The sequence below is a fragment of the Microbispora sp. NPDC049125 genome (assembly GCF_040802045.1).
Lineage (GTDB): Bacteria > Actinomycetota > Actinomycetes > Streptosporangiales > Streptosporangiaceae > Microbispora.
Map to the genome: position 1 here is coordinate 88,872 of NZ_JBEZDW010000011.1, position 22,916 is coordinate 111,787.

Annotated in this window: 14 protein-coding genes and 1 pseudogene; 7 read left to right on the top strand and 8 right to left on the bottom strand. The window is 73.0% G+C overall.

The annotated features are described in order from the left end of the window. Positions 1 to 4: 4 nt before the first annotated feature. Positions 5 to 2,011 carry a serine/threonine protein kinase gene (locus AB0B72_RS15525; protein ID WP_367739405.1) on the bottom strand — a complete coding sequence of 669 codons (2,007 nt, stop codon included), beginning with the start codon at positions 2,009 to 2,011 and terminating at the stop codon, positions 5 to 7. Positions 2,012 to 2,016: 5 nt separating this feature from the next. Then, positions 2,017 to 4,128 (bottom strand): protein kinase, encoded by a 2,112-nt coding sequence (locus AB0B72_RS15530; RefSeq protein WP_367739406.1) that lies wholly within the window; start codon positions 4,126 to 4,128, stop codon positions 2,017 to 2,019. Between the two features lie 81 nt (positions 4,129 to 4,209). Here AB0B72_RS15530 and AB0B72_RS15535 point away from each other — a divergent pair, with 81 nt between their 5' ends. The 4 genes from AB0B72_RS15535 to AB0B72_RS15550 all read left to right on the top strand — a co-directional run bounded on the left by AB0B72_RS15535 (position 4,210) and on the right by AB0B72_RS15550 (position 9,761). Next, the gene (locus tag AB0B72_RS15535; RefSeq protein WP_367739408.1) at positions 4,210 to 5,772 is read left to right on the top strand and encodes a serine/threonine-protein kinase; all 1,563 of its coding nucleotides are present in this window, start codon (positions 4,210 to 4,212) and stop codon (positions 5,770 to 5,772) included. 2 nt (positions 5,773 to 5,774) lie between these two features. Next, positions 5,775 to 7,178 (top strand): serine/threonine-protein kinase, encoded by a 1,404-nt coding sequence (locus AB0B72_RS15540; RefSeq protein ID WP_367739409.1) that lies wholly within the window; start codon positions 5,775 to 5,777, stop codon positions 7,176 to 7,178. A gap of 938 nt (positions 7,179 to 8,116) precedes the next feature. After that, positions 8,117 to 9,439 carry a hypothetical protein gene (locus AB0B72_RS15545; RefSeq protein WP_367739410.1) on the top strand — a complete coding sequence of 441 codons (1,323 nt, stop codon included), beginning with the start codon at positions 8,117 to 8,119 and terminating at the stop codon, positions 9,437 to 9,439. Between the two features lie 67 nt (positions 9,440 to 9,506). Next, positions 9,507 to 9,761, top strand: a complete 255-nt coding sequence (locus AB0B72_RS15550) for a hypothetical protein (protein ID WP_367739493.1) — start codon at positions 9,507 to 9,509, stop codon at positions 9,759 to 9,761. 88 nt (positions 9,762 to 9,849) lie between these two features. Here AB0B72_RS15550 and AB0B72_RS15555 read toward each other — a convergent pair whose 3' ends face one another. The 4 genes and pseudogenes from AB0B72_RS15555 to AB0B72_RS15570 all read right to left on the bottom strand — a co-directional run bounded on the left by AB0B72_RS15555 (position 9,850) and on the right by AB0B72_RS15570 (position 15,637). Beyond that, positions 9,850 to 10,167 carry a Rieske (2Fe-2S) protein gene (locus AB0B72_RS15555; RefSeq protein ID WP_367739411.1) on the bottom strand — a complete coding sequence of 106 codons (318 nt, stop codon included), beginning with the start codon at positions 10,165 to 10,167 and terminating at the stop codon, positions 9,850 to 9,852. Then, complete coding sequence (gene nirB / locus AB0B72_RS15560; protein ID WP_367739412.1) at positions 10,167 to 12,719, bottom strand: nitrite reductase large subunit NirB; 2,553 nt, start codon at positions 12,717 to 12,719, stop codon at positions 10,167 to 10,169. The genes AB0B72_RS15555 and nirB overlap by 1 nt, the downstream gene beginning before the upstream one ends. A 374-nt stretch (positions 12,720 to 13,093) precedes the next feature. Beyond that, positions 13,094 to 15,148: pseudogene (locus AB0B72_RS15565) on the bottom strand (molybdopterin oxidoreductase family protein); the annotation flags it as partial. 138 nt (positions 15,149 to 15,286) lie between these two features. Further along, positions 15,287 to 15,637, bottom strand: coding sequence for a hypothetical protein (locus tag AB0B72_RS15570; protein WP_367739413.1), 351 nt, complete (start codon positions 15,635 to 15,637; stop codon positions 15,287 to 15,289). A 212-nt stretch (positions 15,638 to 15,849) separates the two neighbouring features. On the opposite strand from AB0B72_RS15570, the gene AB0B72_RS15575 reads away from it, so the two are divergent. Next, entirely contained in the window at positions 15,850 to 17,652 is a 1,803-nt protein-coding gene (locus AB0B72_RS15575; protein ID WP_367739414.1) for an alpha/beta fold hydrolase, read from the top strand. Positions 17,653 to 17,750: 98 nt separating this feature from the next. Here AB0B72_RS15575 and AB0B72_RS15580 read toward each other — a convergent pair whose 3' ends face one another. Both AB0B72_RS15580 and AB0B72_RS15585 read right to left on the bottom strand, forming a co-directional pair. Beyond that, positions 17,751 to 18,407, bottom strand: coding sequence for a response regulator (locus AB0B72_RS15580; protein WP_367739415.1), 657 nt, complete (start codon positions 18,405 to 18,407; stop codon positions 17,751 to 17,753). After that, the gene (locus tag AB0B72_RS15585; protein WP_367739416.1) at positions 18,404 to 19,714 is read right to left on the bottom strand and encodes a sensor histidine kinase; all 1,311 of its coding nucleotides are present in this window, start codon (positions 19,712 to 19,714) and stop codon (positions 18,404 to 18,406) included. The genes AB0B72_RS15580 and AB0B72_RS15585 overlap by 4 nt, the downstream gene beginning before the upstream one ends. A gap of 109 nt (positions 19,715 to 19,823) precedes the next feature. Here AB0B72_RS15585 and sthA point away from each other — a divergent pair, with 109 nt between their 5' ends. Both sthA and AB0B72_RS15595 read left to right on the top strand, forming a co-directional pair. Next, complete coding sequence (gene sthA, locus AB0B72_RS15590; RefSeq protein ID WP_367739417.1) at positions 19,824 to 21,227, top strand: Si-specific NAD(P)(+) transhydrogenase; 1,404 nt, start codon at positions 19,824 to 19,826, stop codon at positions 21,225 to 21,227. A 106-nt stretch (positions 21,228 to 21,333) separates the two neighbouring features. Beyond that, positions 21,334 to 22,578 carry an ROK family protein gene (locus tag AB0B72_RS15595; protein ID WP_367739418.1) on the top strand — a complete coding sequence of 415 codons (1,245 nt, stop codon included), beginning with the start codon at positions 21,334 to 21,336 and terminating at the stop codon, positions 22,576 to 22,578. Positions 22,579 to 22,916 lie beyond the last annotated feature (338 nt).

Genomic DNA, 22,916 nt, shown 5'->3' on the forward strand with positions numbered 1-22,916 from the left:
CTCCTCAGCGTCGCGTGTAGGACAGCCGGATGACCGGTTGCTTCGGGGCGCTGAACTCGGCGAGGACGCGCCCGTCCCGGCCCGACCGGTCCACCAGCAGCGTCCGGTAATGGTGGCCGTCCACCCAGTGGCCCTGGATGACGTGCTCGTCGTCGAACCAGCCGATCACGTCCCGGTGCTCCTTGCCGGGCACCGTGGCCACCCGGTTCCCCGTCCGGATGTCCCACAGGCAGACCGCGAGCCGCTTCTCGCAGTTGGTCGTCAGCAGGTAGGCCCCGGAGGGGGAGAACGGGTCGTTGAGCCCGATCATGTAACCGGTCCAGTGCATGCTGCGGACCATCCGGCCGGAAAGGTCCCAGAACCGCGTGCCGTAGGTCGCCTCGGGCGTCATGTACAGCGCCGCCACCGACGCTCCGTCGGGCGTCCAGCGGAACGTCCCTATGGGACGGCTGTTCTTGGGCAGAGCCAGGTACTCCTTGACGTCCTCCGCGTTGTCCGTCTGGACGAACCGGACGCCACGGCTGACGGGGTCGACGGTGAGGAATCCGGCCCGATGGAAATTGCCCACCCCCTTCTCCAGGTTCATGACCGTGAGCAGCACCCGCTTGCCGTCGCGGGACCAGGCGGGCCACTGGGCGGCGTACGGCAGGGTGAGCATCGGCATCGAGAACCGCTCGCCGGACCGCTGGTCGGTGAACGTGATCGACTGCCGGTCCGACTGGGCCAGATAGATCTCGTTGACCGTGGCCAGCCACCGGCCGCCCGGGGAGAGGGCGGTGAACACGTTGTCACCGCCCGCCCGCTGGAAGCCCCCGGAGGGGGTGCGGGCCCAGGTGGTGCTCCCCGTCTCGCCGGTCACCTGGAACGACGTGAGGATGACCGGGTCGGACGGCGTCTCGTGGACGGCCGTGAGCGGCATGGCGGGGGAGGCGGCGGGGGACGCGGCCGTGGATGGCGTGGATGGCGTGGCCCGGGCGGACGCGGATGTCGTGGCGGGCCCGGGGGCGGCGGCGGTGACGACGTGGCGGGGAGTCAGGGCGTACGCGGCGCCGCTCGACGCGAGGGCGATGGCGAGGCCGGCGGCGGTGAGCACCAGCGCGGACGGCCGCCGGCGCGGCGCGGGATCCGGCACGTCCCGGGCGGGCTCCGGGGGGCCGCCCGGAGCGGTGGTGCCGCCGTCCGGCGCGGGGGCGGTGATCGCCCGCCCGGCCACACCGGGGACGACCGTGTCGAGTGCCCCGGTGTGCCCGATGAGCCGCAGCAGCGCCTCGTGTGCGGAGGGCCGGTCGCCGGGCTCCGAGGCGAGGCAGTCGGCCACGAGCTGCCGCAGATCGCCTTCCAGCGGGTCCAGGTCGGCCGCGCCGTGGGCCAGCCGCATCTCGGAGGTCGTCTCATCCGGGTTTTCCGGGCTTCCTCCGGGGCTTTCTCCCTGGCTTCCCGGGGAGGAGCCGGCGGCGAACGGCTCCCGCCCGCTCGCGGCGTACACCATCGTGGCGGCCCAGCCGAACAGGTCGGCGGGCGGGCCGGCCGGTTCCCCGGCCGCCTCCTCGGGGGAGCGCCACGCGGCGGGGTTCGGCGCCGGTGAGCCGTGGCAGAGCAGGCGGGGGCCGTCCGGCCCGAGCACGATCTGGTCGGGCCGCACGTGCCCGTGGGCGATCCCGGCCTGGTGCAGCGCGGCGATCGTGGTCATCGTCGCGATGGCGAGCCGATGCAGCGCGGCCCCCATGATCGGCCGCGTCTCGTCCAGGGACGGCCCGTCCACGAGCTCGGTGACGACGTAGTCCGGGCCGGAGTCGAGGACCAGCGCGGTCCCGATGGGCGCGGCCTCGCGCAGCGCCGCCACCCGCCGGGGGTCGGGACGACTGTCGCGCCGGTCGGGAAAGCGTTTCACCGCGACCTGCTCGCCCGAGGGGGACGTGGCGACGAAGACGGCCGGGCCGAGCCGGCCGGTGAGACGGTAGGGCCCCAGCGTGGCCGGCTCCTCGGGGGAGAGCGGAACGACGGGAGACATGGGGGTCAGCTCCGGATGTAGTTGACGGTCAGGTCGCTCGTGTCCTTGGCCGCGATCTCGGCGATCACACGCTGCTCGCGGCCGCGCAGGTCCATCACGACGCCCTTGTGGGTCTTCTTGTCGCTCGCGTCGAGCATGACGACGTGGTCCTCGTCGTACCAGCCCCAGAACGCGCTGCCCTCGTAGAAGATCGCTATCGACGCCAGCCGCCCGCCGCTGGAGGCGTCCCACAGGCAGATCGTGCCGCCACTGGGGCAGAGCGTGGCGAATCGGCGGCCCGAGGGGGAGAACAGGCGGCGGCCCACCGTCTCGCCGACCCAGTGCATCTCGCGCTGGAACCGGCCGGCGAGGTCGAGGAAGGTGACGCCGGTGCCCTTGGCGGTGACGGAGGTGACCGCCACCCCCGACCCGTCGGGCAGCCAGGCGAACGGGGTGATCCCCTTCGGCACCGCCGGCCGGGTGTCCACGTACGAGACCGCGCGGGTGGCCGGATCGATCATCACGAACCCGGCGGGGTCCTGCCCGTCCGCCGAGGTGGCCAGGTACCGCTTCCCGTCAGGTGACCAGAGGCCCCGCTCCAGCGGCGCCGGGGCCCCCGGGTGGGCCTCGAACCGCGCGCCGGTGCGCCGGTTCTCGAACGTCACGGTGTCCTTCGTGGCCAGCGCCACCCAGGTGCCGTCGGGGGAGGGGGCGGGGTCGGCGTCGGAGACGTCGGCCTTGGTGAACGTCCCGCCGTCGAGTGAGCGGACGTAGGTGTCCTTGCCGAAACGGTAGGCGGTCAGCCGTACGGGGTCGGCGGGGTTCTCGCGCAGCGTCATGTGCGGGCCCGGCAGGGCCAGGCTGGTGGTCGGCGGCGGCGGGGTGGGCGGGTCGGGGACGGCGGACACGACCTGCACCGGCGGCGGCGTGGCGGAGGCCGGAGAAGCGGTGGAGCGGGAGGACGCGGCGGCGGTCTGCTGCCGCGAAACGACGGCGTAGGTGCCGCCCCCGAAGGCCAGCGCGATGAGCAGGCCGCCCAAGGCGAGGGACAGCGCGTAACCCGCGCGGCCCCCCCGGGGCGCCACCACTCCCCGCGCCCTGGGGTCTGGGCGGTCGGCTCCCGCCGCTTCGCCCGCTCTCGGGAAGGGCAGCGCGGGCTCCGTACGCGCGATGTGGACGGTGGCGTCCTCGGCGGGCTCTGTCACCCCCGCGTCCATGGCGCTCTCGCCTCGCCCGGCCGCTGACACGGCGGCTCCGGCGGGGCCGGGCAGCGCGATTCCGGCCTCGCCCAGGTCGAGACGGCCGGTCAGCAGGGAGTGGCCGACCAGGGTGAGCAGGGCGTCGGAGGCGGTGGGCCTGCCCGCTGGATCCTTGGCGAGGCATCGGGCGACCAGGCCGCGCAGCGGCTCGCCGAGCGCGGAAAGGTCCGGCTCCTCGTTGAGGACGCGGTTGATCGACGCCGCCGCCGACCCGGCCTCGAACGGGTGACGCCCTGTGGCCGCGAACACCATGACGGACGCCCACGCGAACATGTCGGCCGGCTGCCCGGCCGGCTCCCCGTTCAGCGCCTCGGGGGTCAGCGGGCCCAGCGCCTCGGCCGGCTGGGTGACACCGGCAGGCGCGGCTTCGAGGAGCGGGACCAGCCCGGTGCCGGCGACCCGGGGGCCGTCGGCGGCGAGGAGCACGGCGTCGGGGCGGAGCCCGCCGTGTACGGCGCCCTCCTCATGGACGCCGACCAGCGCGGTGACCGTGCCGACCGCCAGCCGGTGAAGCGCCGGACCGGCGAGCGGCCCGTTGTCGCGCACCTCCTCGGTGAGCGTGGGCCCGTCCACCTGCTCCGTCACGACGTACGGCCGGGCCCGCACGGTGCCCGCGTCGAGGACCGGCACGAGGTAGTAGGCGGGCAGCCGTTGCAGCATGTCGACGGCGGACAGGAAGCGGTCGGGATCGTCGAGCTCGACCTCGTACAGCGTCAGGACGGCTTGCTCACCGGAGCCTGACTCGGCGGCGTAGACGACGCTCCGGTCGTTCTCGGAGATCCGGCCGCGCAGCCGATAGTCGCCGAGCCGTTCCCTGTCCTCCGGTCGTAACGGGCTGATGGCGAGCAAATCGACCCCCGTTCCAGGCGAACCGACCATGGCGGTTCATTATCCGATGTACTCACGAATGGCGCCGCAATTCGCCGGGCTATCGATCATTATTTCGGTATTCTCACCGTTATGGCCGACTCGCTGGGGGAGAAGGTGGCCGCCCGATACCACCTGCTGCGCCCGCTGGGGTCCGGCGGCATGGGCACGGTCTGGCTCGCCAGGGACGCGGTCCTCGACCGTGAGGTCGCGGTGAAGGAGCTTCGCCTCCCCGACGGCCTGGGGGAGCGGGACCGCGCCGAGCTGGTGGCCAGGGTGATGCGCGAGGCCGAGGTCACCGCGCGCGTCCGGCATCCGGGGATCGTCGCCGTCCACGACGTGCTCCTCGCGGACGGCAAGCCGTGGATCGTCATGGAGCTGCTGCACGGCCGCGACCTCGCCCGAGAGGTCTCCGCCCGTGGGCCGCTGCCCCCGCCTGTCGTGGCGGGTCTCGGCGCGCGCCTCATGGAGGCGCTGTCGGCCACCCACGCCCGGGGCGTGCAGCACCGGGACGTCAAGCCCGGCAACGTGTTCCTCACCGCCGACGGCCGCGTGGTGCTCACCGACTTCGGCATCGCCAGGCCCGCCGACCGCACCGCGCTGACCGAGGCGGGGCTGCTGGTCGGATCGCCCGGCTTCATCGCGCCGGAACGGCTGGCCGGCGAGCCCGGCGGGCCGGCCGCCGACCTGTGGTCGCTGGCCGCGACCCTTTACACCGCCGTCGAAGGCGTCTCGCCGTACCAGGGCTCGCAGGCCGAGGTGATCCGCGCGACGCTGACGGCCGATCCCCGCCCGGCGGCGCTGGCAGGCCCGCTCGGTCCGGTGCTGGCGTGGATGATGGCGAGGGGCCCGGCGGACCGCCCCGGCCCGGCGACCGCGATCGCGCTCCTCAGAGAGGTCGAGGCCGGGGGCTCGCCGCGGATCCCGTCACACCGTGACTCCGGCCGCGGCTCAGGACGCGGCTCAGGACGCGGCTCAGTACAGGGCCCCGGGCGTGCCGGGGGCGGCTTCCGGCGGTGGTGGATCCCCGTGGCGGCCGCCGCCGTGGCCCTCGGGGTGGCGGCGGCCGTGCTGGTCTCCGTACAGAGTCATGAGACCGGGCCCGTCGCGCGGCCCGCGCGGGTCTCCCCGACGTTCACCCGCGCGGTCGACCTGTGCCGCGCCCTGACCGGCCCGGACACCGGCCGGCTCCTCGGCGCCGCCGCGCCCGTTCGCGCACGCTCCGGCAAGGCGAGCTGCCAGTGGACGCTCCAGGGGACGGGCATCGCGCTGACCGCCGAGACCGACTCCGACACCCCCGACCCGTGGTCGCTGACCACCGGCTCCGCCCGCACGCTCATGGCCGGCCTGCGCAGGCAGTACGCCTCGGGCCCCCAGGACGGCGACTGGATCTGGTACGAGATCGGCCTCGACCGGAGGGCCCCGGTGATCCAGTCGGCGGCGCGAGCGGTCGAGGGGGTCGCCGACGAGGCGTTCGCCTCTGACCTCACGACGCCGGAGGGAAAGGCGCAGGGGACCGTCGTGGTGTTCCGGCTCGGTGACCTCGTGGCGCGCCTCCAGTACGCCGACCTCGACGGCCCCGCCCCGGCGCAGGTCCGCCGGCGGGGGGTCGAGGCGGCCTCGGCCGTCGCCGAGGGCCTCAGAGGGCTGGCGTAGCCGTGGACCTGCTCGCCGGCCGCTACCGGCTGGCCGAACGGATCGGTGAGGGCGGCGGCGGCACCGTCTGGCGGGCCGTCGACGAGCTGCTCCGCCGCGAAGTGGCGATCAAGCAGCTCCGCATCCCGCCCGGGTTGAGCGAGGAGGACCGGGCCGCGTTCACCGGGCGGGCCATCCAGGAGGCGCGGGCCGCCGGACGGCTCAGCCACCCCGCGATCGTGATGATCCACGACGTGGTCGGCCACGCCGGGCAGCCGTGGATCGTCATGGACCTCGTGCCCGGCCGGTCGCTGGACAAGGTGGTGCGCGAGGACGGCCCGCTCCCACCGGCGCGGGTGGCCGAGATCGGGCTCGCCGTCCTCGACGCGCTGCAGGCCGCCCACGCCCAGGGGATCCTGCATCGCGACGTCAAGCCGGGCAACGTCCTGATCGGGCGGGACGGGCGGGCCGTGCTCACCGACTTCGGGATCGCCGCCCCCATGGGCCAGGCCGGGACGGCCGCCTGGCAGAGCTCGGCCGGATCGCCCGCCTACATGGCGCCGGAGCGGTTCCGCGGCGAGCCGGACGGGCCGCCCTCCGACCTGTGGTCGCTCGGCGCGACCCTCTACACCGCCGTGGAGGGCGAGCCGCCGTTCCAGCGGACCCTGGCCGCCGCCGTCGTCGCGGCCGTGCTCCTCCACGAGCCGCGGCCCATGGCCCTTGCCCCGCCCCCGCTCGCCTGGATCGTGCTCGCCCTGCTGGACAAGGACCCGGCCCGCCGTCCTCCGCCCGGCGTCGTACGGCAGGCCCTGCGCGCCGTCGACACCCCGCGGCCGCCCGCCCCCGCCGTACGGCCTCGCCGTACGCTGCGGCTCCTCCTCGCGGGCGCGCTCGTGGTGGTGATCGGCGTGGCGGCGGGGCTCGGCGCCTGGCGGCTGGTGTCCGGCGGGGGCGGGGAGGTGGGCCGCTTCGCCGCCGCTCCCGACCCGTGCCGGAGCCTCACGGACGCGGAGATCCGTCAGGTCCTCGGCGCCGACACCAGGGCGGAGCCGTCGGCCTCCGCGTGCCAGTGGAGCGATCTGGCCGGCGGGAACAACGGGACGATCACCGTGACGTACGTGCTGCCTCCCTCAAGCCAGGGGGAGGGCGGCGCCTCGGCGGCCGAGCTCGACTTCGAGAGACGGCGGGCGGGCATGACCCGCCTGTCGAAGGGCGCCTGCCGCGATCGGCCTGACATCGGGGACGAGGCGTTCGCCTGTGATGTGCACTACCTCACGGCCGGAGCCACCGGGGCCACCGTGTGGTTCCGCCTCAGCAACCTCGTCGTCGAGGTCGCCTACCGGCGCTCGGGCGACCAGACGATCACCGAAGCCGACCGGCGGACCGCTGAGAACGCGGCGCGGCTCGTCGGCGTCGGGCTCGGCTGACCCCGCGCCCGCCTTCCCCGACCCCATTTCCAGGAGACGACATGACCAGCGGCGACGACCGGCCAGTGCGCCCCGATGGCACAGTGCGCCCCGATGGCACAGTGCGCCCCGACGGCCCGCCCTACGGCCAGACGCCGCAACCTCAGCCGCCCGGGGAGCCCGAGCAGGGCGAGCAGCGCGAACGGCCTGGGCGCCCTGAGCCGACCCTGCCCGAGGGGCGCGGACAGGCTGGGCATCTCCGGCGGCCTGAGGGCTCCGGGCCTCCGGGGCCTCCCGGTTCTCCGGCGCGGCCCGAGCAGTCAGGGCCTCAGGAACGGCCGCGGGAGGAGGGATGGTTCGGGTCACCTGCCGCCCCGGCCGGGTGGCAAGGTCCTCCCTCCGGTCCTCCGCCGGCGCCGCCGCAGGGCTTCTCGCAGGGATCTTTCCCCGGTCCTCCGCGGGGCTTCCCACAGGGACCTTTCTCAGACCCGCCGCAGGGTGTTCCCTCCGGCCCTTCGCAGGGATCTTTCCCGGCTCCTCCGCAGGCACCTTTCCCGGGTTTTCCGCAGGCGCCGCCGCAGGGGCCTGCCTCCGATCCTTCCCGGGGATCCTTCCCCGGTCCTCAGCAGGCGCCGCCGCCGGGCGCCCCTCAGTACCCTCCGCCGTACGGTCCGCCGGGTGCTCAGGAACAGGGCCGGCCGTACGGTCAGGCCGGGCAGGACCCGTGGCAGGGATCGGGACAGGGCGCGTGGCAGGGATCGGGGCAGGGGTGGCCCGGAGCCGGGCAGGGGTGGCAGGGGACGCCGCCCCCGCGCCCACCAGAGCCGGGGCAGGGGTGGCAAGGGACGGCGCAGGGATCGGGGCAGGGGTGGCAGGGGACGACACCCCCGCCGCCGGAGCTGTGGCAGCTGCCGACGCAGCCGTCCCAGCCGCGGCGGCGCGGGTGGGTCGTCCCGCTGGTGGCGGTGCTGGCCGTGCTCGCGGTGGCGGGCGGGACCTTCGCGTTCATGACGGTCCGCAGCGAGGGCACGCGGCCCGCGCCCGTGACGACGGGAGCCGTCGTGGCGTCCCGGAGCCCGGCCGCCCCGGCCGGCGTCCCCGCCGCGGACGTCTGCTCGATGCTCGACCCCGCGACGACCGAGCGTCTCGTCCCCTCATCCGAGGTCGACGCCTCGGCGAACGACAACCGTGACGGCACGCTGGTCAGCTACGTGCAGTGGACCTGCAGATGGTCCAACCGGAACATCTCCTACAAGGACGTCACCCGCCGCCGGGAGATCACGGCAGAGGTATCCCGGTACGAGGCGATCGGCACCACCACCGCCGAGGCGTCCGCGCAGATCCAGTACAAAGGTGAGCTCGGGCAGTACAAGTACGGCGCGGCCCATTCCACCAAGGAGCGCTACTACGCGGCCGTGAAGGAGTTCCCCGGCATCGGCGACGGGGCCGCCGCCCACTACCAGTGGACGCGGGAGGACACGTACTGGTACTCGTTCGGCGAGGGCGTGGGCCGCGTCGGCGACGTGGTGTTCAAGGTGAAGTACGAGGCGAGCCAGCAGAAGAAGGAGGCCGATCTCTTCTCGGGGGAGGGCACGCAGTCCATCACCGAGGAGAACGCGCTGCGCGAGGTGCGGAGCCTCATGACACAGCTCGCCGAGTCGGTCACCGCCTGGCGGGCGGGCCGGCCGCTGCCGTATCACCTGCGGCCGAAGCCGAGCCCGAGCCCGTCGCCCACGCCGACCCTGATCGCGCTTCCCAGCGCGTGCACGAGCATGAAGCCGCTGGCCGCGACGCTGGTGCCGAAGACAGAGGGCGCCGCCGCGCGAAGCAAGGAGGGCGGCGCGACCGTCACCCAGTGCCAGTGGTTCAACGACAAGATGCCTCTCGGCGGAGGCAAGGTCCGGTGGCGCAACCTCCGCGTCACCGTACGCGCGTTCGCCGACGCCCAGTCGGCCCGCTACAACCTCATCGACGAGCGCGCGAAGGCGAAGACCACCGCGGGCGGAGGCATCGGCGGCATCCGATGGAGCAAGATCCAGAATCTGCCGGGTTTCGGGCAGGAGGCGTTCGGCCAGGCCATCCGGCAGCGCACCGACACCGCGCAGTCCAACAGGTACGAGATCTACGCCCTGGACGGGAAGAACGTCGTCTGGGTGATGCTGGGCGGCAGCGACCGGCCCGCCGGCACCCCGATCAACGCTCCCGAGTCCGTCCTGATGGACATGAAGGAGGCCACGGCCGGGGTCAAGGAGGTGACCAAGGCATTGCTCGCGGCCCTCTGAGCGTGTGGTGTCCTCCCAGGTCCGTGGGGGTATGCCCCCATTCGACTACCAGCTCACGGGGGGAATCATGGCGACCTGCGAGGTATGCGGCAACGAGTACGACATGGCGTTCGAAGTGCACTCACAGGGCGCCGTGCACGTCTTCGACAGTTTCGAGTGCGCGATCACGAGGATGGCGCCGGTGTGCGAGCACTGCGGGTGCCGGATCGTCGGCCACGGGAGCGAGGTCGACGGCCGGTGGTACTGCTGCGCCCACTGCGCCCGTGAGTCCGGCGCCAAGCGCATCGTCGACAGGGAGGTCTCGGCCGCCGGGCAGATGTAGCGGCGCGAGGTCACGCCGAGGACGGCCGTGCGCCGGACCGCGGGCCGGTGACGGCATAACAGGGGGCACAGTGGGGATGCGGCGGCCGTCACGTCTCCAGTACGAGCTGGTCGTCGGCGTCCACGCTGACCGGGTAGACCGTGAGCGGCGGCTGCCCGGTGGTGGAGCACCCGGTGCCGAGGTCGAAGGTGTGCTGGTGCAGCGGGCAGACCACGAGCCGCCGGTCGACCAGCCCGTCGGCGAGCGGGCCGCCGGCGTGGGGGCACACGGCGGACACCGCGCGGACACCGCCGTCGCGGAGCCGGAAGACGGCGATCATCAGGTCGCCCACGGCGTACGCCCGGCCCTCGCCGACCGGGATCTCGTCCAGCGGCCCGAGCCGGTGCCGGGTCGTCATGCCGGCCATCACGCCTCCCGTTCCGGTGAGGATGAGTGGCCGGCCGCCGCCGAGCCGACCGCCGGCACCACGGGCCCTGGAGTGCCGACCGGCACGGGCTCCCGCACCGGCACCCTCGGCTGCTCGATCAGCGGCAGCGACGGGCGGAACTGCCCGGGCGTGACCGGCGCGGCCCGTTCCTTCCACGGATCCCGGTACGCCGCCACGGCCCTCGCCATCGCGGCGTCCAGGCCGGCGGCTATGCCGTCGGAGTCGTCCACGACGATCCGGCGAATGCGCTCGATGCCGACCCTCGGGACGAACGCGTACGTGCGTTCGAGCCAGTTGGCGTTCTCCCGGTAGTACTGGAGGAACCGGCCGGTCAGCGTGATCACCTCGTCGGCGGAGCCCACGGTGGCCAGCAGGTCGCCCTTGCGCACGTGGGCCCCGGCCGCGCCGCCGACGTAGATCTCCCATTTGCCGCCGTCGATGGCCACCACACCCAGGTCCTTGACGTAGGCCTCGGCGCAGTTGCGCGGGCAGCCGGTGACGGCCAGCTTCATCTTGCCCGGCCCCTCGACGCCCTGGTAGCGCTCCTCGATGGCGATGCCGAGCGCGGTCGAGTCGCCCACTCCGAAACGGCAGAACTCCGAGCCCACGCAGGTCTTCACCGTGCGGAAGCTCTTGCCGTACGCGTACCCGGACGGCATGTCCAGGTCGGCCCAGATCTCCGGCAGCCTCTCCTTCGGGACGCCGAGCAGGTCGATGCGCTGGCCGCCGGTCAGCTTCACCATCGGCACGCCGTGCTTGTCGGCGACGTCGGCGATCCTGCGCAGCTGGGCCGGGGTGGTGACACCGCCCTTCATCTGCGGCACCACGGAGAACGTCCCGTCGCGCTGGATGTTGGCGTGCACCCGGTCGTTGATGAACCGGGCGTCGCGTTCGTCCACGTACTCGTCGTCCCACATCATCTTGAGCAGCGACGCAAGGCCCATCTTGCTCCTGGCGTCCTCCTCGCCGTCCGGCGCCAGCGTGGCGAACACCGCCGAGACCGACTTCAGCCCGCGCTCGCGGATGACCCTCATCAGCTCCGGCTTGGGCATCGGCACGCCGGGGACGTACCAGGAGGCCGCGGGGTCCTCCTCGACCGCTCCTCCCGCGGCCCACTCGACGATCTGCGCGACCAGGCCCTTGCAGGTGCCGCAGCCCTTGCCGGCCCTGGTCTGGTCCATCACCCCGGTGACCGTCTTGACGCCGTCGGCCACGCAGGCCGTGATCATGCCTTTGGAGACGCCGTTGCAGTTGCAGACCTGGGCGTCGTCGGCCAGCTCGGCGGCGCTCACCTCGGCGGGCGGCGCGCCGAGGTCGAACATCAGCTCCAGCCGTTCCTCCGGCAGCGGCAGCCCCCGGTCGAACGCCTGCATCAGGAACGCGACCTTCCTGACGTCGCCGATCAGGGTGGCGCCGACCAGCCGGCCGTCCCGGATGATGACGCTCTTGTAGACGCCCTTCTTCCGCTCGCTGAAGACCAGCGTCTCGTCGTCGTCCCGCTCCGGCTCCTTCAGGCCCATCGCCGCGACGTCGACGCCGGCCACCTTGAGCTTCGTGGCGAACCGCGAGCCGTGGTAGGCGGCCCGCGGGTTCCGTCCCGTGATGTGGTCGGCCAGCACCCTGGCCTGGTCCCACAGCGGCGCGACCAGCCCGTACGTCTGGCCGCGGTGCTGCACGCACTCGCCGACGGCGTAGATGTCCGGCTCGTCCAGGCAGCGCATCTGATCGTCGGTGACGACGCCGCGCTCGACCACCAGCCCGCTGACCTCCGCGACCTCGACGTTGGCCCGGATGCCGGCGGCGACCACCACCACGTCGCACGGGATGTCCCGGCCGTCGGCGAGCTTGATGCCGGTGACCGCGTGCTTGCCGAGGATCTCGGTGGTGCGCGCGCCGGTGACCACCTCGATGCCCAGGCGTTCGACGCCGCGCCGCAGGATCTCCCCGGCCTGCGGGTCGAGCTGCGCGTTCATCAGATGCCCGGCGGCGTGCACCAGCGTCACGTGGGTGACATGGTTCTGCAGGCCGCGGGCGGCCTCCAGGCCGAGCAGGCCGCCGCCGATCACCACGGCCCGTTCGTGCTCGCGGGTGTACCGCATCATGGCGCGGGTGTCGTCGAGCGTGCGGAACGCGAAGACGCCCTGGTGGAAGCCGCGTCCGGGCCGGCTGATCCCCGGGATCGGCGGGACGTGCGCGCGGCTGCCGGTGGCGATGATCAGCTTGTCGTACGGCGTGACGGTGCCGTCGTCGGCGTACACCCGCTTCGCGTACTTGTCGATGCGGGTGATCCGGCGGCCGGAGTGCAGCGTGATGCCGTTGGCCGCGTACCACGCCATGTCGTTGAGGAAGATCCCCGACTCCTCCTCGACGCCGGCCAGGACGTTGGACAGCATGATCCGGTTGTAGTTGCCGTACGGTTCGTCGCCGAACATCGTGATGGTGAACTGGTCGCCGCCGCCGCGCGTGAGGATCTCCTCGACGGTGCGGGCGCCGGCCATCCCGTTGCCGATGACCACGAGTCGCCGCCTCATCAGACCTCCATCAGGCCCAGATCGACCACGACCATCCCGGCGACCCCCGGCGGAGCGGAGAGGTACAGCTCCACGGCCGTGCCGGAGTCGAGGTCCTCGACGACGCGCAGCGGGATGTGCACGTCGGCCTTCGCGCCGATGGGGAACCAGCGCATCGGCTTGCCGTCGCGCATCAGCACCACGCAGATCAGCTCGTCGCTGGAGTTGCCGCCGCGGAAGTAGACCGCCTGGGCGACGGTCCCGGCCGGCACGACGTAGCTGAGCGCGCCGTCGACCGGCACCGGCTGGTCGAGTCCCTTGCCCTCGAAGGCGAACACGCCTTGCAGGAAGCGGGGTGTGGAGTGCACTTGTCTGGTCCCTTCGTCGATGGAGGCGATCGCGACCGCGCACGCCTTGAACGCGGGCATCTTGGAGTGCGGGTCCAGGGCCGGGTTGGTGAGCAGGTTGGCGCCGACCCAGTGGAAGGGGGCGAAGACGGTGTCCGGCCGGATGCCGGGGTCGAGCCTGGCCCGGAAGACCGCACGGCCGCGGCGGCTGCGCAACTCCACCATGTCGCCGTCCGCGACGCCGTGCCGGCGGGCCAGGTCGGGGTGCATCTCGGCGCGCGGTCCGGGCAGGGCGTCGGCCAGGGCGCGCACCCGCCTGGTCTGGTTGCCGCTCTGGTACTGCTGCATGTTGCGGCCGGTGGTCAGTACGTACGGGTAGTCGCGGTCCGGCAGCTCGCCGGGGTCGCGGTGCTCGACGGGGACGAACCGGGCCCGGCCGTCGGGCGTGGGGAAGCGGTCGGCGAACAGCCGCGGCGTACCGGGATGGTCGTCGGCCGGGCAGGGCCAGAACACGCCCTGCTCCGCCTCGATCCGCTCGTAGCTGATGCCCGCGTAGTCGGCGATCCCGCCCGCGCTGGCCCGCCGCAGCTCGTCGAAGACGGTGCGCGGATCCGCGCTGAAGTACCGCCCCCGGCCGAGCAGCCCGGCCAGGTCGGTCAGCGTCTGCAGGTCGGTGCGGACCCCGGGCGGCGGCGGCAGGGCCCGCCTGCGGCGCAGCACACGGCCCTCCAGGTTGGTCATCGTGCCCTCCTCCTCGGCCCACTGGGCGGTCGGGAGGACGACGTCGGCCATGGCCGCGGTCTCGGACAGGAAGATGTCCGAGACGACCAGCAGGTCCAGGGCGTTCAGCCGGTCGGCGACGCGGTTGGCGTCCGGCGCCGAGACGACGATGTTGCTGGCCAGCACGAGCAGCACCCGGACTCCGCCGTCGGTGCCGAGACGGTCGAGCATCTCGTACGCGGACCTGCCCGGCCGCGGCAGCTCGTCCGGGTCGACGCCCCATACGGCGGCGACGTGCGCCCGCGCGGCCGGATCGTCCAGCCGCCGGTAGCCGGGCAGCTGGTCCGCCTTCTGCCCGTGCTCGCGGCCGCCCTGCCCGTTGCCCTGCCCGGTGATCGTCCCGTACCCGGAGTACGGCCTGCCGACCAGGCCGAGGGCCAGGGCCAGGTTCAGGTACGCCTGCGCCGTGTCCGTGCCGTTGCTGTGCTGCTCCGCGCCGCGCGCGGTGAGGATCATCGCCGGGCCGCCGCCGGCCAGCAGCCGGGCCGTCTCGCGCAGGCTCGCCTCAGGCACCCCCGTCATCCGCTCCACCCGGCCCGGCCAGTACGGGTTGGTCGCCGCGCGGACGGCCTCGAAGCCGGTGGTCCGGTCACGGATGTAGGCGTCGTCGACCAGGCCCTCGCGGATCGCTATGTGCAGCAGGCCGTTGGCCAGCGCCAGGTCCGTGCCCGGGAGCGGTTGCAGGTGCAGGTGCGCGCCGGCCGCGGTGGCCGTCCTGCGCGGGTCCACCACGATGTGCCTGGCGCCGGCGGCCCGACCGGCATGCAGGTACTGCATGGACGGCGGCATCGCGTCGGCCGGGTTGGCGCCGGCCAGCAGCACGGTCCTGGCCTCGGCGATGTCCGCCACCGGGAACGGCAGCCCCCGGTCCACCCCGAGGGCGCGGTTGGCCGCGGTGGCCGCGGACGACATGCAGAACCGGCCGTTGTAGTCGATCGCCGACGACCGCAGCGCCACCCGGACGAACTTGCCGAGCGTGTACGCCTTCTCGTTGGTCAGCCCGCCTCCGCCGAAGGCGCCGACGCTGTCAGGGCCGTGCCGCCGCTGTGTGGCCCTGATCGTGCCGGCGACCAGCGCGAGCGCCTCGTCCCAGCCGGCCTCCCGCAGGGGACTCGTACGGTCGCCGGGCACCTCGCGGACCAGCGGGGTGACCAGCCGGTCGGGGTGGTGAAGCAGTTCGGCGGCCGTCCAGCCTTTCACGCACAGGCCGCCCCGGTTGACCGGGAAGTCGGTCGGGCCCAGGCGGACCGCCCCGTTCTCCGTGGTCAGCGCGATCCCGCACTGCAGAGCGCAGTAGGGGCAGTGCGTCTCGGTGGCCCGCATGTCGCGCATGCTCGCAGCGCGTTGTTACCCGGGGGCTCATGCGAAATGTCGGCCAGGTTGACAACATTTACGCGGCCGTGCAAGTGGATGTGAGTCGTGGCGGCGGGTCAGGTCTGGGTCAGACGGGTCAGGTCCGGTTCAGGTCTCGAAGGCGACGAGGCGGACGATGAGGTAGCTCTCACCTTCGGGCACCGGCGGGAACGTGGTGCCGGGCACGGCGTCGAACACCTCCGGGCGCTCCGCCCGGGTCACCACGCCGAACATCTCACCGGGCACGGTCATGCCCAGCGCCTGCGCGCGCTTGGCGGCGGCGTAGAAGCTCCCGCCCGCCTCCAGGTCGGCGGCGACCGTGTCCGCCGAGAACCGGTCGGCGAGCCGGATGAAGGCCACCCGCGCCCGGTCCGGCTGTGCCGTCTGGGCGCTCAGATAGTCTTCGATCTCCCATATGAGCAGCTCGCCGAGGTACCGCGAGGCGTCCTTCTTCCACATGTCGCCAAGCCTCCCCGGTCCCGCTTGGAGATCTCTTGCAGTCCGATGTCCGGTGGATTGGCATCCGCCGCTTTCATGGTGAATCCTACGGCTCGCCCTCATACGCTCTGGGACCGGGAGCCTGGTAGGCCCGGACATGGGACCGTCCTCCCAGGCGAAAGATGACCTCACGGGAGGACGAGATCGGGCGGGCCGGGCGCGACGCTTGAAACATGAAGATCACGAATCTGGCGATCGCCGCGGCCCTGGCGCCGGTCGTCTCACCCGCCGCCCCGGCGGCCGCCACGGCTCCGGCTGAGCGGCTCCATGAGTGCGCGAAAGCCGTCACACGCTGCGAGGGCACGCTGTCCGTGCCCCTCGACTGGGGCGGCCCGTCATCGGAGCGGATCACCGTCGCCTTCACCTGGCTGCCCGCGAAGGACGCCGCGGGCACCATCCTCGCCAACCCCGGTGGGCCCGGGTCGGCGCTGCCCGCGCTCCCCACCGTCGTGAACGCGCTCGGCCCGGTGCTCGACAGGCGGAACCTGCTGGTGGTCGAGCCCCGCGGGTTCGGCGCGTCGGCTCCTCTGCTGTGTCCCGGCCTCGACCTGAACGCTCCGGACACCGTCGGCGCGTGCGCGGCGCGGCTGGGGCCTCGCGTGCGGTACTTCACCACCGATCAGGCGGTGGCCGACATGAACGCGGTCCGCGAGGCCCTGGGCGTGCCCAAGGTGACGTTCTACGGCAACTCCTACGGCACACTGTTCGCCCAGGCGTACGCGACTCGTCATCCGGGCGGCACGGAGGCGCTGTTCCTCGACAGCACCGTGACCACGACCCCGGAGGGTTACGCCACCTGGCCCACCCGCACCCGGCTCGACCTCCTCGGTCTCGTCTGCGCGCCCTCTCGGCAGTGCCGGGAGCTGCCCGGCACTCCCGGCGGCACCTGGTCACGGCTCGTGGAACGCCTGCGCGCCCACCCTGATCCGAAGGCGCCGCTCATCTCGCTGTCCGCCATGGGACAGAGCCTCTTCCAGCCGGTATTCGGCCGCGAGGCCAACGCCGCCGCCACGGCGTACCTGCGGGGCGACGCCGCGCCGCTGCACCGGCTCGTGAGCGCCGTGGGCGCGAGCCCCACCCCGCCGATGCGGGGGGCGGAATGGGCCGGTTTCCTGGCCTACCGGTGTGGCGACAGCGCGCTCCCGTACGACAGGCAGGCGTCCCCGGCGGAGCGAAGGCGGCAGCTCGACCGTTACTACGCGGAGAAGCGCCCGATGAGGCCGTTCACCATCGCCGACGTCGGCGGGAAGACCCCTCTGGACCTGTGCGTCAACTGGCCGACGCCGCGCCACAGCCCGCCGGTGCCGGACGGCGCCGAGTATCCCCCGGTGCCGGTCCTGGCGGTCGGCGGGGACTTCGACACCGGTACTCCAGCCGAAGTGGCGCGGGCGGTGCGTCGTTTCCCGGACGGCACGTTCGCGCGGGTCCGCTTCGGCGGCCACAGCCTCGCCTGGGGGGAGCTGCCGGTCAACCGGTGCGTCCGCTCGGCGATGCGGTCCTTCCTGGCCGACCCGCACGGTCCGGTGCCCGCCGTGGACTGCGGGGCGGAGAACTACCGCGCGGTGGGGGCGTTCCCCCGGTCGGTGAAGGACGTGCGGCCGATCAGCGCGCCCGGCCTCTCCGAAGAGGAGCGGCGGCTCGTCGCGGCGGCCTTCGCGACCGTCCAGGACGCGTCCGCCAGGCGCAACCCCTACTCGGTGGTCCACTCGCTGCTCAAGACGGAGCCCGGCCTGCGCGGGGGCGTGATCCGTTTCGACGACGATGCGGGCACGATCGCCCTTGAGGACGTCCGCTTCGTCGGCGATCTCACGGCCGGAGGCAGGATCCGCCTCACCCCGGACGGTGAGGCCGCCGCGGAGCTGGTCGTCACCGGAGCCGCCGGCGCGCACCGGCTCACTCTGTCGTGGTCGGCCTTCCAGGCCAGTGAGCGGCCTCCCGTCTCCGGCTCCTTCGACGGGCGCGCGTTCTCGTCCTGACCGGCTCGTCTTGACCTGTCATGCTCGCCTGCCCGCCTGCCCGCCTGCCCGCCTGCCCGCCTGCCCGCCTGCCCGCCGGGCCGCCTCCGTGCCCGGCGTCAGGCGTCACCGGGCGTGACGAGCCCGGCCTCGTAGGCGGCGATGACGGCCTGGGCCCGGTCGCGTACGCGGATCTTGGCGAACAGGCTGGTCACGTGGTTCTTCACGGTCGAGGCGGCCACCTGGAGACTCGCGGCGATCTCGGCGTTGGACTGACCGCGCGCGATGAGCGTCAGCACCTCACGCTCGCGATCGGTGAGCTCGGCGAGCGCCGCCGGACGTGGCGCGGGGCGGGGGGCCCGGACGAAGGTGCCGATCAGCCGGGTCAGCAGCCGGGGCGCCACCACCGACTCGCCCCGCTGCACCACCCGGACGCCCTCCACCAGCTCCTCGGGGGAGATGTCCTTCGGCAGGAAGCCCGAGGCCCCGGCCCGCAGGGCGTCCACGACGTACTCGTCCAGGTCGAAGGTGCTCAGCGCGAGCACCCGCACCCCCGGCAGCTCCGCGGTGATCGCGGCGGTCGCGGTGATGCCGTCGGCCCCGGGCATGTGCAGGTCCATCAGCACCACGTCGGGCCGCAGCTCCCGGGCGCGGCGCAGCGCCTGCTCGCCGTCCTCGGCCTCGCCCGCCACGCTCATGTCGTCCTGGGCGTCCAGGATCATGTGGAAACCCGCGCGGACCAGCGCGTGGTCGTCCACGATCAGCACATTGATCACGGCTTGTCCTCCTGTGCGGCCGGACCCGGTGCGGTCGCCGCCGCCTGCGCGGCCTCTACGGCAGGTCCGGTGCCTGCCCCTTGCGCGGTGTTCGCGGTATACGCGGCATGCACGATCGTTGTGACGGACAGGGGGAGGCGGGCGAGCACTTCGAAGCCTCCCCCGGGGCGCGGCCCGGCCCGCAGCCGGCCGCCGCAGGCCGCCACCCGCTCGGCCATGCCACCCAGGCCGTATCCGCCTTCGGCGTCCGGGTCGTGAGCGCCTCCTCCGCCCCCGACCCCGCCCCCGGCACCGGTGTCGGGGCCCTCGGTGCTCCCCGGCAGGCCTGGGCCGTCGTCGAGCACCTCCACCTCCACAGCCCCGGGCTCGTAGCCGAGCCGGACGCTCGCGCCGGCGCCTCCCGCGTGCTTGCGGATGTTGGTCAGCGCCTCCTGGACGACCCGGTAGATCGTGTGGTCCACCATGGCGTCCAGCTCGACGGGATCGCCGGTCACCTCGAACGTGACCGGCAGGCCCGTGTCGGAGGCCCTGGCGACCAGTCCCGGCAGCGCGGCTGTGCCGTACCCGGCGCCTGAGGGACCGTTGTGGAAGGCGTCGTCGGCGCGCAGCACGTGCAGCAGGTGGCGCATCTCCGCCATGGCTTCGCGCCCGGTGTGCTCCGCCGTGATGAGCGTCGCCTCGGCCTGCTCCGGCCGGCGGGCCATGGTGGTGCGCGCCGCGCCGATCAGCACGTTCATCGTGCTGATGTGGTGGGCCACGACATCGTGCAGCTCCCGGGCGATCCGGTGGCGCTCGGCCCGTACGGCGGCCTCGGCGAGGTCGGCCCTGGCCCGGTCGGCGAGCTCCCGGCGCAACCGCAGCAACTGGCCCAGCCCGACGATGATCAGTGCTCCCAGCGCCCCCGTGGGCGACGGCTTCACACCGTCGACGAAGTAGCGCGTCTGGGCGACGGCCGCGAGGCTCAGGTCCACCGCCACGGCCGTGATCCAGGCCCGCCGCGGCGCGCCATGCCGGCCGGCTGAGTACAACGCGCACGTCGCCGCCCCGGCGGCCCACTGCCCATGGCCTATCACGACGCCCGCAAGATGGCAGGCCACGGTGATCGTCACGACGAGGAACGGCCGGTCGCGGCGCCGGAGCAGCGCCGCGGAAGCGGCGGTGTCGAGCGCCAGCACGGCGATCGGGGAGGCCGGCGCGCCGGTGGAGAAGGCGAGCGACGCCTGGAACGCCCAGACGAGCAGCGCCAGAAGGGAGTCGGCGACGCGCGGCCGGCGAAGGGCCCGCCACGCCGCCCGCAGGCCTGTCATGATCGAAGAATAGGCGACATCCGCGGGCGGGGACTTCACGTGCCGCCGTGACGGAAGGTGAAGGATCAGGGGCCTTTCCGGCCCTGTCTTCGCCCCGCACACTGGCCCTGTGACCGATTTCGAGGTACTTGTCCTGGGCTCTGGCCCGGGAGGGCAGAAGGCCGCCATCGCGGCCGCGAAGCTTGAGCGGCGGGTGGCCATCGTCGAGCGCCGCGACATGATCGGCGGCGTCTGCATCAACACCGGGACGATCCCCTCCAAGACTCTCAGGGAGGCGGTGCTCTACCTGACGGGCCTGAGCCAGCGGGAGATGTACGGCCAGAACTACCGGGTCAAGGAGAACATCACGGTCGCCGACCTGACCGTGCGCACGCAGCACGTGGTGGGCCGCGAGATCGACGTGATCCGCAACCAGCTCGCCCGCAACCGGGTGACCGTCCTGACGGGCTCGGGGCACTTCGTGGACCCGCACACGGTGGCCGTCGTCGACGAGAAGGGACACGAGGTCAAGGTCACCGCCGACAAGATCATCGTGGCCACCGGCACCCGCCCGGCGCGGCCGGACACCGTGGAGTTCGACGACGAGGCGATCATCGACTCCGACGGGATCCTCCACATGGAGCAGGTGCCCGACTCGATGGTGGTGGTCGGCGCCGGGGTGATCGGCATCGAGTACGCCTCGATGTTCGCCGCGCTCGGCACCAAGGTCACGGTGGTCGAGCGGCGTGACCGGATGCTGGAGTTCTGCGACCTTGAGGTGGTCGAGGCGCTGAAGTACCAGTTGCGCGACCTGGCGGTCACCTTCCGGTTCGGCGAGACCGTCGCCGCGGTGGAGCGGCATCCGCGTGGCGCGCTCACGATCCTGGAGAGCGGCAAGAAGATCCCCGCCGCCACGGTCATGTACTCGGCGGGGCGGCAGGGGATGACGGAGAACCTCGTGCTCTCCGCGGCCGGGCTCGCCGCCGACGCCCGGGGCAGGATCAGGGTCGACGACTTCTTCCGCACGGAGGTGCCGCACATCTACGCGGTCGGGGACGTCATCGGCTTCCCGTCGCTCGCCGCGACCTCCATGGAGCAGGGCAGGCTGGCCGCCTACCACGCCTGCGGCGAACCGGTCAGCGGCATGCACGCGCTCCAGCCGATCGGGATCTACACCATTCCGGAGATCAGCTACATCGGGAGAACCGAGGACGAGCTCACCGACGCCCTGGTCCCCTTCGAGGTCGGCGTCTCCCGCTACCGGGAGCTGGCACGCGGCCAGATCATCGGCGACACCTACGGCATGCTGAAGCTGCTGGTGTCCCCCGAGGACCGCTCCCTGCTCGGGGTGCACGTCTTCGGCACGGGCGCCACCGAGCTCATCCACATCGGCCAGGCGGTGATGGGCTGCGGTGGGACGGTCGACTATCTCGTGGACGCGGTCTTCAACTACCCCACCCTGGCGGAGTCGTACAAGGTCGCGGCGCTCGACGCGGTCAACAAACTCAGACGGGTGGCCCGCTTCAGCGGATGATCCGCGCCCCGTCCGGTGACCGCCGCTTCCGCGCGCTTTGAGTCCGCAGCGTCTTTAGTTAGTCTTATGGCCAAACAAATGGCGAAGCGCGGCAGGAACTCGCGGCATGCGGCATGATGAGCCGGAGCAGGAACGGGGCTGTCCATTGATCACTTCCCACAACGGGCCACAGCCGGCCGACTTCACCGACGTCCGGGCGACCAATCTGGCCGTCGTGCTGCGGTTCGTCCGGGAGTGCGCTCCGTGCTCGCGTGCCGACATCGCCGCCTCGACCGGGCTGAACAAGGCCACCGTGTCGAGCCTCGTGGCCGACCTCATCGACCGGCGGCTTCTGCGCGAGACCGGCCTGACCGAGAACCGCGTCGGCCGCCCGGCCACGATGCTCGTCCTGGACGGCTCGCCGTACGCCGCGATCGGCGTCGAGGTGAACGTGGACTACATGACCGCGGTGGCGGTCGACCTCAAGGGCGAGGAGCTGCTGAGCTGGCGGCGCTCCTTCCCGGGCGGGACGTCCACGGCGAGCCAGGGCGTGGTCGCGCTGGCCGCGCTCGCCAGGCGGGTGGTCAGCCGGATGACCAAGGAGGCCCGGCAGGTGCTCGGCCTGACCGTGGCCGTGCCCGGCCTGGTGGACGTGCACGGCTCGGTCCATCTCGCGCCCAACCTCGGCTGGCGCGACGCCGACCTGCGCGGTGATCTCACCAAGGCCCTGCGCGACCCGGGGTTCCCGGTGCTGGTGGACAACGACGCCAACCTCGCGGCACTCGCGGAGCACCGGTTCGGCCCCCACCGCAACGCCGCCAACCTCGTGTACGTCACGGGGGAGGTGGGGGCGGGGGTGGTCATGGACGGCAGGCTGCGGCGCGGCGGCCAGGGCTTCAGCGGCGAGATCGGCCACATCGAGATCGACCCCGCGGGCCCCCCGTGCCGCTGCGGCCGGCGCGGCTGCCTGGAGGCGGTCGCGGGGATGAGCGCCGTCCTCGCCCGGATCGCGCCCGACACCTCACTGGCCGAGCTGGAGCTGGAGATCGACGAGGTCGTCCGGCGGGCCGGGAGCGGCGAGCCGGAGATCCTCGCCCTGCTGGAGGACGTCGGCCGCAATCTGGGAAAGGGGATGGCCGTGGTGGCCAATCTGCTCAACCCGGACGTGGTCATCCTCGGCGGCTACTACGTCCCCCTGGCGCCGTGGCTGATCCGCTGCGCCGAGGAGGAGATGTATGCCCGGGTCCTCGCGCCGGGCGGAGGGGGCTCCCGGCTGGAGGTCTCGACACTCGGGTACGGCGCCGCCGCGCTCGGGGCCGCCGCCCGCGTCCTCGACTCGGTCGACTCCGGCCGCCTGCCCAGCCAGCACTGACCGGCCGGCACTGACCGGCCGGCACTGACCGGCCGGCACTGACCGGGTCGGCGGCGGCCGCAGAGGATCGGGCACGCGGTGACCTGGGCCGAGCCGCGGGACATCCGGGATGACGGCGGCGGCGGGCCTGCCGCCGTTCGGCGAAAGGGTCTTGACCCCGCCCGCCCGAGAGGGCAATCTTCCGGATAAGCCTCGATTTACACCACTGAAACTTTCGGTAACGCTGTCGAAGCGCTTCGAAGTGGCGCTTCCCGACGAACCTCGGTCCTCATGGCGCGCGCCCTTTCCGCGCGTTTTCTCGGCTAGGTCCTCGAAGCGCTTCGACGCGAAGGGTGGGT

Coding starts and splice junctions, on each gene's coding strand:
- AB0B72_RS15525 (WP_367739405.1), bottom strand. CDS start 2,011: ATGTCTCCCGTCGTTCCGCTCTCCCCCGAGGAGCCGGCCACGCTGGGG.
- AB0B72_RS15530 (WP_367739406.1), bottom strand. CDS start 4,128: ATGGTCGGTTCGCCTGGAACGGGGGTCGATTTGCTCGCCATCAGCCCG.
- AB0B72_RS15535 (WP_367739408.1), top strand. CDS start 4,210: ATGGCCGACTCGCTGGGGGAGAAGGTGGCCGCCCGATACCACCTGCTG.
- AB0B72_RS15550 (WP_367739493.1), top strand. CDS start 9,507: ATGGCGACCTGCGAGGTATGCGGCAACGAGTACGACATGGCGTTCGAA.
- AB0B72_RS15555 (WP_367739411.1), bottom strand. CDS start 10,167: ATGGCCGGCATGACGACCCGGCACCGGCTCGGGCCGCTGGACGAGATC.
- nirB (WP_367739412.1), bottom strand. CDS start 12,719: ATGAGGCGGCGACTCGTGGTCATCGGCAACGGGATGGCCGGCGCCCGC.
- AB0B72_RS15570 (WP_367739413.1), bottom strand. CDS start 15,637: ATGTGGAAGAAGGACGCCTCGCGGTACCTCGGCGAGCTGCTCATATGG.
- AB0B72_RS15575 (WP_367739414.1), top strand. CDS start 15,850: ATGAAGATCACGAATCTGGCGATCGCCGCGGCCCTGGCGCCGGTCGTC.
- AB0B72_RS15585 (WP_367739416.1), bottom strand. CDS start 19,714: ATGACAGGCCTGCGGGCGGCGTGGCGGGCCCTTCGCCGGCCGCGCGTC.
- AB0B72_RS15595 (WP_367739418.1), top strand. CDS start 21,334: ATGCGGCATGATGAGCCGGAGCAGGAACGGGGCTGTCCATTGATCACT.